The organism is Paenibacillus allorhizoplanae, from assembly GCF_927798215.1.
In the GTDB taxonomy this organism is placed as follows: Bacteria; Bacillota; Bacilli; order Paenibacillales; family NBRC-103111; genus Paenibacillus_E; species Paenibacillus_E allorhizoplanae.
The window spans coordinates 37,290-51,181 of the sequence record NZ_CAKMMW010000027.1 but is presented as its reverse complement, the minus strand read 5'-3'; the positions used below and the strand labels follow the sequence as shown (position 1 = coordinate 51,181).

General features: G+C 48.7%; 5 protein-coding genes. All 5 read left to right on the top strand.

All coding sequences use genetic code 11. The features are described from left to right. Positions 1-16 precede the first annotated feature (16 nt). The 5 genes from L6I86_RS29975 (at position 17) to L6I86_RS29955 (ending at position 13,551) form a co-directional block, all read left to right on the top strand. Positions 17-1,240 carry a glycoside hydrolase family 130 protein gene (locus L6I86_RS29975; RefSeq protein ID WP_236292155.1) on the top strand — a complete coding sequence of 408 codons (1,224 nt, stop codon included), beginning with the start codon at positions 17-19 and terminating at the stop codon, positions 1,238-1,240. Between the two features lie 237 nt (positions 1,241-1,477). Further along, a complete protein-coding gene (locus L6I86_RS29970) occupies positions 1,478-5,413 on the top strand; it encodes a discoidin domain-containing protein (protein ID WP_236292154.1) in 3,936 nt (1,311 codons plus the stop codon). A gap of 351 nt (positions 5,414-5,764) precedes the next feature. Continuing rightward, complete coding sequence (locus L6I86_RS29965) at positions 5,765-12,025, top strand: alpha-amylase family glycosyl hydrolase (RefSeq protein WP_236292152.1); 6,261 nt, start codon at positions 5,765-5,767, stop codon at positions 12,023-12,025. 255 nt (positions 12,026-12,280) lie between these two features. Further along, positions 12,281-12,823: an RNA polymerase sporulation sigma factor SigK gene (gene sigK, locus L6I86_RS29960; protein WP_338113460.1), complete on the top strand. Its 543-nt coding sequence runs from the start codon at positions 12,281-12,283 to the stop codon at positions 12,821-12,823. A 56-nt stretch (positions 12,824-12,879) separates the two neighbouring features. After that, positions 12,880-13,551, top strand: a complete 672-nt coding sequence (locus L6I86_RS29955; RefSeq protein WP_276574911.1) for an ABC transporter ATP-binding protein — start codon at positions 12,880-12,882, stop codon at positions 13,549-13,551. The last annotated feature ends 341 nt before the right edge of the window (positions 13,552-13,892 follow it).

The following is a 13,892-nucleotide window of genomic DNA, read 5'->3' as shown; positions in this document are numbered from 1 at the left end:
TAGGAGGAACATTTTCATGAAGCCGCATTTCCGATATTCCCCGCATCCGGTACTCGAACCGGTTCCTGGTTGTGAGTGGGCAAGCAAAATGGTGCTAAACCCAGCTATTGTAAAAGAACCGGCTTCTGATAAGCTGCATATGCTCTTTCGGGCTACGGGTCCATGGTCTCAAAAGCACAAGGAAGGTAAGCACGACCCATATCCGATCTTTCTGGGGTACGCAGCAAGCAGCGACCTAGGCAAGACGTGGGATGCCGACTTTTCCAGGCCAGCACTTGCTCCTGCTCTGAATGAGGGGTTCGAAGACATCTACATTACAGATATACACGGTAATCAGGTGCGCGATTATTCCAACGGCTGCATCGAGGATCCGCGCATATTTCCAGTGGAAGGGGAGCTGTATCTTTCCGTGGCATGCCGTATGTTTCCGCCGGGTCCGTATTGGCTCATTGATCAGGAGCCTTCGGTGGATACACGCAACGACTATGTGCCGGAGTGGGTGCAAGAAGGTGATGATGCATTCAGCGTTGCAGCGCGTACCAACAATACCGTAACCGTCCTGTATAAGCTGGATTTGGATAAGCTGAAAGCAAGCCGTTATGAAGAAGCTTTTATCTATGTATGCCCATTGACGGAAGGCCATGTAAGCGATAACCGCGATGTATTCCTGTTCCCCGATAAGATGCGAATTGATGGGAAAATGCAATATGTGATGCTCCACCGTCCGATGAAACCTGCATTATTCCCGCAAGGATCTCAAGTAAAGAAACCATCGATCTACCTTGCTGCAGCGGAGAATTTGGAGGACTTCGCAACGGACCGGGTAACCCACCGACTTCTGGCAACCAGCCAATTCCACTGGGAGGACAACCGGATCGGAGCAAGCTGGGCGCCGCTCAAGATTTCAGCTAACGAATGGCTCGTTTCTTATCATGGTAAGAAAGATATCCACTTTGGGTATACACAATCCTTCCTGATTGTACGCGAGCAGGATAACGACTTCCCGGTTGTGACGCATCGATGCTCTGAGCGTTTAATGTACGCTCAACAGGCTTGGGAAATACCGAGCGATTATCCTACGCCCTGCTTGTTTACAACAGGTGGAATTATTGCAGGAGATGATCTGATTATGTCTTATGGCGCTGCAGATCAAAAGGTGGGTATTTCTTGGGTGAATTTCTCTGAGCTGGTTGCGTATGTTAAGCAATTTGACGCTGAAGGCCGGAAGATGGAAGAGTAATACAGACGAGTAAAGTATTGAATCGGCGCAAGAAATCGAGGATATCGATGATGTGCCGATTGATCCCAATATTATGTAAGCGCTTATATTTCTGGTTAGAACGAGAGGAGGTGGTCGATATGCAACATCAAAATCAATTTTTCATAAAGAAGACTAAACAGATGCTTTCGAAGTAAGTTTTTTCGTTTGTAAGCGAATTCCTAAAAACTTGAAGGAAGAAAGAGGAGGTTAAAAATGATGGGGAAATGGCGTAAATGGTATCCAACCCGTGTTTTGACAGTATTTCTGGCACTCATCATGGCAGCAACGTTTATCCCTGCCGGAGATGTTCATGGGGCAGGCACGCTGCTTAAAACCGGCAATTATTCCTACAGCGTAGCCCCGAATGGGGGCAGTTCACCAGACAAGGGGGTAACCGGATTGATATCCTCAGCGGGTGGCGTGCTGCTTGACGGATCAACCGCAACGTATACCGGATTCATGGGGACCGGCACGGGTACCCCAGGGAGCGTACAGGTCGTATTTGACCTGTTGAAGGATTACCCGTTGGACAGTATTAACGTCGTGCTGAACTCACCCAATTCGTTTTGGGGATTCAAAGAGTTTACGGTAAAATACCGTCCGGAGGCTTCGGAGTATTACTATATCGCTGACAAACACACCAGAACACCAGGAATAACCTCAACGAGCCCAAGCTCAACCTGGAACTATGCGGTCAACATACCGATGTCGAACAAGACGGCCAGATTTATTATCATCGATATAAAGAGACCTCATGACTTTCAGCATATCCCTATCACCGAAGTTCAAATTTATAAAGGGACCGGACAGGAAGGCGTGAATCCCGCACCTGCGCTGACTGCGGAGCAAATGGCCCTCGAACTGAACAAAGACAGCTTATTGGAAGAAAATTTGCTGAAAACCGGAAATTATTACTTTAGCGTTGCCCCGAATGGAGGCAATAGTCCAGACAAAGGAGCTACCGGGCTCATATCCTCAACCAATGGCGTGCTGCTTGACGGATTAACGACAACGTATGCAGGATGGACGGGGAGCGCGACTGCCCCAGGAACTATACAAGTGGTATTTGACCTGCTGAAGGACTACCCGCTTGACCGTATAAACGTCATTCTGAATTCACCCAATTCGGCTTGGGGATTTAAAGAGTTTACGGTAAAATACCGTCCTGAGGCTGTAACGGATTATTATTATATTGCTGACAAACACATCAGAACACCTGGAATAGTCTCAACGAGCCCAAGCTCAACCTGGAATTATTCGGTCAACATACCGATGTCGAACAAGACGGCCAGATTTATTGTCATCGATATTAAGCGTCCTCATGCCTTTCAGCATATCCCCCTCACCGAAGTTCAAATTTATAAAGGGACCGGACAGGAAGGCGTGAATCCCGGACCTGCGCTTACTGCGGGGCAAATGGCTCTCGAACTGAAAAAAGACGGCTTAATGGCAGACAAGTATGGGCAGTGGGTTTATGAAACCTGGCCTGGAAAGGTAACATCCGATGAGCAACTGCAGCTGGAATATACGAATGAGGCGAATGCACTGTCAAATGTTTCACTTGATCTTGCAAAATTCGATCAGTACGGCGGGATTAAAAGTGGAGGAAGTTATACAAGCAGCGGTTATTTCAGACTTCAGCAAATCGATAACAAATGGTGGTTTATTTCTCCGGACGGGAATAAATTTATTCTAAAAGGCGTGGATGCCACAAGTATATGGGAGTGGGGATACGGGACGTCGCTTAAAAAGGCTGACGGTACCCCAAGAGGGGTGTTTGAGGAACTTCCCGATCCAGTCGCTTATGCTCCTGCCTATGTAAACGATTCTAATGGCGAAAGAATAAGCTTCGTTGTCGCCAATATTATGAAAAAATACGGCAGCAACTATGAGTCGAAATGGGAAGATATCACAAAGAAACGTTTGATAGATTGGGGCTTTAATGCCTTTAGTAAGTGGACCAGACCCCAAAATATAACTTTTCCGTACATTAATGTCCTGCAAGACCCCGGCAGCTTAAAAAGGATTCAATGGACTTACGATGTTTTTGACCCGCAGAGTGAAGCCATTATAGAAACCGCATTGACCCCTCAGCTTGATAAAGCGAAGAATGACCCGTGGCTAATCGGTTATACTTACGATAATGAGGCCGGATGGACAACCGATATTGTAAAAGATGTACTGACATATAATTCGTCGTCTGCGGCTAAAAGCGCTTTCGTGAATTTTCTTGCACCAAGGTACAACAATGATATTACTGCCGTCAACCAGCTTTTAGGTACGAGCGCGGTATCGTTTGACGAGTTAAAGAATATTTCGATCAATATAACCAAGGTGCCTGCTGCGGATGTATCGGAATATATCAAGCTAGCGTCCAGAACCTATTTCTCAACGGTCAAAAATATTATCAAAAGACATGATACAAACCATCTGTTCCTAGGTTCGTCTGTAGTTCCCACCTGGCGGACCAGTCTGGAATGGGATTCAGCGGCAATGGAGTTTGTAGATGCATTTTCAGTGGACAATTACACGAACGATCCAAGTTGGATTTCCAGATATGAAGCTTTCGGAAAACCATTATTGAATCTGGAATATACATTTAGTACTACCCAGCGTGGGTTGTCACCCGTAAATGGGGCTACAAGTGTGGCTAGTATTGCGGATAGAGGTATGGCCTACAAGTCTTTCGTGGAAAGCGAAACTTCACATCCGTTATTTATTGGCTCAGGCTGGTTTTCGTACTTCGATCAAGCGGTTACATGGCGTAAAGACGGTGAGAATTTCAATATAGGCTTAGTAAACCAACAGGATCAGCCCTATACAGATATGGTAAATATCATGAAGACCGTCAATGCTGGGTTGGAAAATGTTCATGCTTACGGGATTAACCTCGCCTTGGACAGACCGGTTACGGCTAGCTCATCCAAAACGGCTGCTTTAGTTGCCGGGAATGCAGTCGATGGGAGGACAACTACGAGATGGGGATCGAACTATACCGACAATGAGTGGATCTATACGGATCTCGGCTCAATGAAGACTGTAAGCAGGGTTAGACTTAACTGGGAGACAGCATACGGTAAAGAATATAAGATTCAGGTGTCGGACAATGCTGTAGACTGGACCGATGTATACAATACCAATATAGGCAATGGAGGCATAGACGATATCTCTTTTTCGGCAACTAGCGCAAGGTATGTAAGGATGCTGGGTATAAAAAGAGGTACCGGTTACGGTTATTCACTGTGGGAATTTGAGGTATATGAGCAGCCTGGAGCTGCGCAAGATGAGATTCCACCGGTTACTACAGATGATGCGCCTTCTGGCTGGAAGAATATGGATGTAATGGTATCGCTAGAGGCAACTGACGATCAATCCGGTGTCGAAAACACGCAATACCGGAATAATGACGGGCAGTGGCAACCGTATTCGAATCTAATTACTGTTTCCGCTGAGGGTAATACCGTTCTGGAGTATATGAGCGTCGATAAGGCCGGAAACCCCGAATCCCCGAAGAGCGTGTCTATCAACATAGATAAGACGGCTCCGGTCACTACAGTTGGATTACCTCCGGCCAATGCCAACGGATGGTATCATTCGGATGTGAATTTAACCTTAAATGCGTCGGATCCGTTATCCGGTATCCATAAAGTTCTATATCGGATCAATGGCGGCCAATGGCTAATCTATGATGGCGCCATCGATGTTTCCGCTGAAGGAACGAATACGATAGAGTATCAAAGCAAGGATAATGCAGGAAACACGGAAGAGCTAAAAAGTGTATTCGTGAAAGTAGATAAAACAGCACCGGAAATACAAATGAATCAGAATAAGAACGAGCTGTGGCCGGCTAATCATAAAATGGTGACCGTAACGGCAGGCACTTACGGCACAATAGACCCGATTTCCGGCATTCAGTCCATTGTTTTAAAATCCATCACCTCCAACGAACCGGATGATGGTCTTGGTGACGGAGACACCTCGCAGGATATTCAAAATGCAGACTTTGACACACCGGATTATATGTTTGATTTGAGGGCTGAGCGATCCGGAAGCGGAGGAGGACGGGGATACACCATTACTTACGTCGCTACGGATTATGCAGGCAACGAGAAAACAGTAATATTGACGATAACCGTTCCGAAGTACCAATGACAAGGATGATCTGATAAACAATGGCTCTCACTCTAATTGTGGGGGCCATTTATCGTTGGACTTTTACAATAATGGAGCTGATGCCAGCATGGTTTCCCCATAGAATCAACGGCTCTATATAAATACTTCCACTGAATCAAATACTATCTCACAGTTAGTAAAATGATCGCCGATTCATATTGCTTCCATTAATTTAGAGCTTTGCAACACAACCCGTTTTCTTCATAAAACAAGTCACATAGATACGAGTAGGTCGTCAATATTTTACACCCACGCGGGTAGAGGCTGCATGCTATGATGTTTTGAAGAAAGCGCTTTAATTATTAAACATCATAAGGAGGATAAATAACGATGGGTTTATGGCATCGAAAACGAGGTACGCAGCTTTTGTCTGCGCTATCCGCACTTCTACTGATCGTTCAGCTTTTTACCGGACTGTTCGCAGGTTCAACTCGCGTACTTGCGGCAGCGGATCAAATTACGGAGCAGCCTGGGGGCAAAAGCAAATGGGTCGTTGTAGGAAGCTTTCAAGGCTGGGACAACGCTTCGACGGATACTCGGATGAAGCACTTGGTGGGTGAATTTTATGCTTTTACCAAAGAGCTTCCTGCCGGATCTTATGAATTTAAGATCGTTAAAAGCGGCTCCTGGGACGGTTACTCAAACAACAGCAATAACTTTTCCTTCGGCTTGGGAGAAACGACGAAGGTAAATTTTTATGTGAACGATGAGATAGGCCAAGCGCGGATTTCACTCCCCGGAGTGGCAGGGATCCAGCAGTACATGCCGGCGCTCGGTTCGAACGAGCAGCCACGACTTGTAGGCAGCATTCAACCTTTGTTCGGAGAAGCCGAATGGTCACCGGACGGAGCGAACCAGATGTTCGTCGATTATCGTTTTAATAACACGGTGTATAAGCTGCAGCGCCATATTCCGGTCGGCAGCTATGAAGCTAAAATCGTTTTCGGTCAAAATTGGGATGCGCCGAATTACGGAACGGCAACCGGAGCAAATGTGAAGATTGCGACGGTAGACGAGGCTGATGTCACTTTTACCTTTGATAATTCAGCCCAACCGAAAGCGCTTACCCATGATTACGTTGCAAAAGACGGTGCTTTTGACGGTCAAATCAAGAAGGATAGCCTCTTTTTTGACAGCCGTTCGGTAACGTACAAAAAGCCGTTCGGCGCCATTCCGGCGGGCGGACAGGATGTCACGCTGCGTATGGCGGCGGCAAAGGGCGACCTGCAGACGGCAAAGGCGGAATTGACCGCTCCCGATGGCTCGTCCAATGCCTACCTGATGAAGAAAGTGACAGCCGTAGCCGACAAGGAATATTGGGAAGTTACGGTGCCGGCAGCTGATTTTGCAGGCAAGGTTGGGATTTGGGGCTATAAATTCATTGTTGTCGACGGTTCGTCGAAAGCAGAATACGGAGACGATAGCAGCCGGGGCGGTTCGGGATCGGTAGCGGATGAAGGCGCCGTTCCTTATGATTTGACGGTTTATGCGCCGGATTACAAGACACCCGATTGGATGAAAAATGCAGTTGTGTATCAGATATTTCCGGACAGGTTTTTTGACGGATCGAAGGATAACAATCGGGCCAAGACGGTAGATGGCGCGCGCGGTGTCATCGATCCGAAATATGGTACAAGCAAGAATGGCCAGCAGCTCCAGTATTTTGACGGTGGCGTGCCGAATGATCCGACGCCGGCTCAGGTTTGGGGCGGGACTTCCATCGTGCCGGAGAATCCGGACCGGACCAAGCCGGAGAACAAACCGTATTACCCGAATGCGAAAACGGATGGGGCTTGGACGAATGAATTTTACGGCGGCGACGTTCAAGGGATTGAACAGAAGCTTGGCTATTTGAAATCGCTGGGCATTACGGCGGTTTACTTGAATCCTGTTTCATGGGCGGCGTCCAATCACAAATATGATGCAACGGATTACAAGCATCTGGATCCGATGTTCGGACAGCCAGTTTATAATACGTCGGGGGATCCTGCTTCCGGTTTGGATTACGTTAAAACTCGGGAAGCCTCAGATCAAGTATTCGAGAACTTCACGAAAGCAGCCCGTACTGCTGGAATCAAAGTGATTAACGATGGTGTGTTTAACCACGTAGGTGACGATTCGATTTATTTTGACCGGTATGACAAATATCCGGAGATAGGTGCTTACGAGTATTGGGCAGCCGTTTACGATAAGATGAACGCGGCTTCCATTACGCAAGAGCAGGCCGAAGCCGATGTTCGCGCCTTGTTCACGAGCCAGATCAACCCGATGACGGGCCAGAATTACAAGTGGCCAGACGATTTCAGGTATGTCTCCTGGTTTACAGTGACGAATGATAAGGTGAAAGACCGCGACGACGATAATCTGCATTACAAATATGATGCCTGGTGGGGATATGATTCGCTGCCGGTGATGGATGCTAAAGACCCGCAAACAGCACCCACGGTGTATTTGCCGACTGATACCTTGTTCCTTCCCGGGCAGCACGAGTGGAACAATATCCATTACCGGGACAATGTTATTGGGCATAGCCTGACCGGATTAACCGAGACGGATGCGCAAAAAGCCATGCAGTTTGCGAACTCCCAACGCTGGTTGTGGATGGGAACAAGCGGATGGCGGTTGGACGTGGCGCCGGATGTGTCTGCAGGCACATGGGGCAAGTTCCGCGAAGCAGTTAAATCGGCCGCAGGCCGCACGAATGTGAACGGCACGGTGATCGATGAGCCTGTTATTATCGGCGAAGAGTGGGGCGTTGCCACGAAATTTCTGCTAGGAGACCAGTTTGACTCGGTCATGAACTACCGGTTCCGCGGGGCTCTGCAAAGCTTCCTTTCGGGCGGCAATGCCGATACGTTCAATCAGTCGCTGGAATCAATCCGCGAAGATTACCCGAAAGAAGCTTGGGAAGCACTGATGAATCTCGTGGATTCCCATGATACGACACGTTCCATTACGAAATACGACCATCCGGAGTGGGAGGAAGAGCATCTCGTCATCGCACCTGAGGCAAGCACGAATGCGAAAAAGCTCCAGGAACTGACGGCCATTTTCCAAATGGGCTACCCTGGTGCTCCTACGATTTACTATGGGGATGAAGTAGGCTTGACAGGTACGAAAGATCCAGATTCCCGGCGGTTTTTCCCGTGGGAACGGGTTGTAGCGAATGGGGACGGTACGTTTAGCGGTACAGGCGATTACCAGAATCTTTTGAGTGTCTACCAAAAAGCGGCTAAAGTCCGCGGAGACAATGCCGTGTTCCGGACCGGCGACCTCAAAGCCGTCTATTCACAAGGAAACGTTATCGCTTATGCGCGTAAAAACGATTCCCGCGGAGCCCTGCTCGTCGTGAACCGGGGAGCGAACCCTCAGTCGATCGAAGTGGATGTGGCCGGGTTCCTGCCGGATGGGCTCGCTTTGACCGATCAACTCTACGGAAGTACCAAGGCTGTTGTCGCTTCGGGTAAAATCTCTCTGACTGTCCCGGCATTAACCGGTTTTATGATGGTTTCGGATGATGAACTGCAGGCGGTACCGCAGGTAACTGGCGTGCAGGCGCAAGGTGACAAGGGGAAAGTAATGCTTTCCTGGAACAGTGTGAGCGGAGCGGAATCCTATCAGATTTACCGTGCTGCCATTGAAGGTGGAGCCGTACAGGTTGTCGGATCCACCGCCGACCTCAACCATCTTGATGTCAATGTGGTAAACGGAACGAAATATTACTATGCCGTTACGGCACGCATCGGCTCAGGCGAAAGTTTCTTCAGCGACATGGTCGCTGCAACGCCGGCATTCCAGATTGCATCTCTGGGAACTCCAAGCACAGTAACGGATAACGTTTATGCAGGTGTAGGTAAAGCGACAGGACGAATCACGGTGAACGTGAATATTCCGGGACTAACGGACGATGCCGCTTTAGCCGGCAAGGAAGCGCCGAATCTGTTGGCGAGACTTGGCTTCTATAAAGAGGGTACCGACCCGGCTGCCGCTCAGGATACGAAATTTCGCTATGACAGTGACCAGTCAGGCAGCAAGATGTACTGGGGATCTTTTGAGCCGACGGAAGCTGGCGTTTACAACTATTTTGCCAAAGTTTCGACGGACAACGGGGAGCATTATACCCAATCCGATACTGTCACTCTTGAAGTATATGGGGACCCGAACGATACAACGGCACCTGCCGCACCGGCCCTTAATTCTATCGCGGTCGAATCGAACCGTTCGTATTTGAAATGGACGGCATCGGACAGCAGCATCGCGGGCTTCGACGTGTACCGTCAATCGGTTACTGATGTGACTTATCAGAAAATCGCTACGCTTGCCGCTACGGCCACCGATTACACGGATTATGCCGTGAGCAACGACGTGCTTTACACGTATCAGGTGGCGGCATTCGACCAATCCTATAACCGCGCATTTTCGGAAAAGCAGTCCGTAACGCCGAAGCTTGTGATGGTGGATGTGCTGATGCGCTTGCATTTGCCGGATTACACACCGACGAGCGACGATATCAACATTGCCGGTAGCTTTAACGGCTGGAATGCCAGCTCGACGAAACTTCATGTACCTAGCGGTGCAACCGATCGGGGCGTGGTGGAATACAGCTTCAAAATGATGGCCGGCAAATCCATCGAATACAAATATACCCGCGGGACTTGGGAGACGGAAGCTTTCACGTCGCACACGCGGACTACGGGCGATACGGCCGATTACGGCAACTGGGCTTACAGTTCGACCGTTACCAATATGAAGCTGACGATTAAAAATGATGGCGGCAATCAGATGGTCGTGAACGATTACGTGCTGCGCTGGGTCGACATGCCGATGATTCTGACCATGCCGCGTATCACTTACGGCAGCAACGTTGCGTATTCGACGGAAGAAAGCAGCTTCAAGCTGAAAGGAGTCGTGCCTTACGGCGTCAACTTCTCCATTAACGGGCAGCCGATTCCTCAGAACAGCATGGATGCCGCAGGTAATGTGGAACTGGATGCCATTCCGTTGGCACCGGGATCGAATCATTTCGAACTGCATATAGAACCGACACCGGAAACGCTGCTCCTTCCTTGGTATGAAGATAAGGGACGCGCAGGTCAGGCTACGAAGACAATTACGCTGGACATTACGCGGACATCGGGTGGAAGCGCTCAGGAGCCGGTATTGAATCAACTGCAGTGGAGTGAAGTGAACACGGCTCTCACTGTTGGCGATACACGCCAACTTCAGGTGTTAGGCGAATATTCGGACGATTCAAAAAAGAGTCTGACAGGTGTTGAATTCACTTCCAGCAATACGAATATCGCGGACGTAACGCCAGAGGGACTAGTTACAGCGAAATCGCAAGGGGAAGTGAAAATCACAGCTTCTTTCGGAGGAAAAACTGCTGAAGTCACGCTGAACATTTCTTCTGCTCCATCTAATGAAGGAAGCGGTGGCGATACTATGGCAACAACTCCGGCTGATAAGCCCTCAACGACGAAACAGATCGACGAAGTTGCTTTAACGAACGGCAAGGACGGAAAAGTAGGCATCGAGCTGAGCTCAGGCGAGCGCGAGGTGAAGCTTCCGGTCAATGCGGCTGAACTGTTGGGCTCCAAGACACTGGAGATTAAACAAGGCGGCATCTCGATCGAAGTACCGTCAAGCTTGCTCAAAGCGCTGGCTATACTGATTCCGGGCGGAAGCTCAGAGGGCGCCCAACTTTCACTGGCGGTTAACAACGTAGAAGCCGAAGCCGCTCAAAAGCTGATTAATCAGGGAGCTGCAAGCACAGGAGCAATCATCAAACCTGTTAGCACCGTGTACGATTTCACCCTATCAGCTCTAACGAAAGACGGAAAAACGCTAAAACTGCCGACATTTGACCAACCTGTCACGCTGACATTCCACGTCCAGGATGGAGCAAACATTCCACTGAGCGGCGTGTATTATGTGAGCGATGCAGGAGAGCTCACGTATATTGGCGGTACTTGGGAAAATGGCGGTTTGACGGCAAAAGTATTTCACTTCAGCAAATATGCCGTACTGGAATACAACAAATCATTCAATGATCTGCCTGCAGCACACTGGGCAGCCAACGCTGTGAGGGAACTTGCCGCAAAGCATGTCGTGGAGGGCATCACCGATGCAGCGTTTGCACCCGAGCGTGAAGTGACACGAGCTGAATTCTCAGCTATGCTCGTACGTGCATTGAACCTGTCCGCCAAAGGAGAAGCGTCGCTTCCGTTTTCTGATGTGCCAGGCAGCGCTTGGTACTCGGCGGTGGTAGCAACCGCTTACAGCAATGGCATCGTCAGCGGTCGTGGCAGTTCGACATTCGCACCTGACGCTCCGATTACCCGCCAGGAAATGGCGGCGATGGTCGTACGTGCCTATGGCGTCCATACGGGCACAAACGCCCCAGCAGCAGACTTCCCTGTCGGCTTCGACGATGCGGCCGGCATTGCGCCTTGGGCTGTAAACTTCGTGCAATCAGCGGTCGGGCTGAAACTGATGCAAGGACGAGGCGAGCGTGAGTTCGCTCCAGTCGGCATCACCACCCGCACCGAATGCGCTCAGGTTTTGCTTAACCTGTTGCATTCAGGGAAGTAAAATGTAAAAATCTTCAGAGAAAAAAAGACCTTTCAGCGAAATGCGAACTGTAACCGTAGTTGTGGACAGTTTGAATAAAGGGACATCCCTGAATCATACTCATTGTTCAGGAAAGCGACCTTAATCGGTCGCTTTTTGATCGTTCTTAATCGATGGGGACTGGACCGGCCATGAACAGAGAGAGCATCATAAGTGAAATCAATAGTAAACGCGTGCAACTGAAACTGAATTGATCCAATGGCGTTCACTCTATGGGTGAGCGCCTATTTTACGTTGCTTCGTGTTCACAACCTCAAAAAATTCGACAATACGGGCGAAGATTTGGAAGATTTGATCTCCATCGGGACGATCGGATTAATTAAAGCGATCGAGTCGTTCTCCCCAAACAAAGGGACAAAGCTGGCGACTTTTGCGGCACGGTGTATTGAGAACGAGATCCTGATGCATCTACGCTCATTGAAGAAAACGCGGAAAGATGTATCCTTGCATGATCCCATTGGAACGGACAAAGAGGGGAATGAGATTACGTTGATTGACATCCTCGGCAGCGAAGCAGACGATGTGGTGGATGCGGTGCAGTTGAAGATCGAAAAGTCGAAAATTTACAGGAATTTGGAGATTTTGGACGACCGCGAGAAGGAAGTTGTTGTCGGTCGGTTTGGATTGGAGCTTGGAGGAGAAGAGAGGACGCAGCGGGAGATTGCAAAGGAGCTGGGGATTTCGCGCTCGTATGTGTCGCGGATTGAGAAGCGGGCATTGATGAAGCTGTATCATGAATTTTATAAGGCGAAGCGGTAAGAGTATTGGATCGTATTCTTCATTTATTTGGCTTCAAATAATGGGGGGCGAAGACAATGACAGCCTTGATTCAGATCGAGCATGTTAGCAAATTTTATCATATGGGCGGCGAAACGATCCGAGCATTGGATGACATTTCGCTGGACATCAGGCAAGGCGAGTTTGTCGCCATTATGGGGCCTTCGGGCTCTGGGAAGTCCACGCTGATGAACATCATCGGCTGTTTGGACGTTTCGGACGAAGGTCTGTATGTGCTAGACGGGAAACAGATTCACTCTCTGAAGGATTCACAACTGGCCGAGATTCGAAATCGGAAGATCGGGTTTGTATTCCAAAATCTCAACCTGCTACCGAGATTGAACGCTTATGAAAATGTGGAATTACCGTTGATTTATCGCGGACTGACGAGGAAACAGCGGGAGCCGCTTGTCTTGCAAGCGCTGGAAGCGGTTGATTTGCTGGATCGCCGGAAGCACTTTCCTTCGGAGCTTTCTGGTGGGCAGCAGCAACGTGTTGCGATTGCTCGGACGTTGGCAGGGGATCCACCAATCATATTGGCGGATGAGCCTACGGGAGCGCTGGATTCAAAGACTGGTGTGGAGATCATGGATATTTTCAGGCGGTTAAATGAGCAGGGGCGGACGATTATTGTGATTACGCATGATCGGCAGGTTGCGGAGCAGGCGAAGCGGGTAATGCGGTTCCGAGATGGGCGGTTAGTACATTAGTGTAAAAATATTGATTCTAGCCCTACGATAAAACGTAGGGCTATTTATCTTACTTACTCTGCTAAAGGAGCACTCCAATTATTTAGAAATAAGTACGAATTTTAAAAAACATAAGACTCCTTATTTTGAAGCTTGCTCTAAGCTATTCAAATAAGGGAATTCATAGTGGGGGCACTTGTAATAAATGGAGAGAAGTAAATCACAGTGTACGTCAATGTTAAATTTATCATCAGGCGTTTGCTAATGAATATGTTTTCAGGAGCGAAAAACAAGTCGCTCTGCTTTAGTTTAGTGTGATCGATAAAGTAAATGTCACTTCTGCGATACTCAAAAAAGTGTTA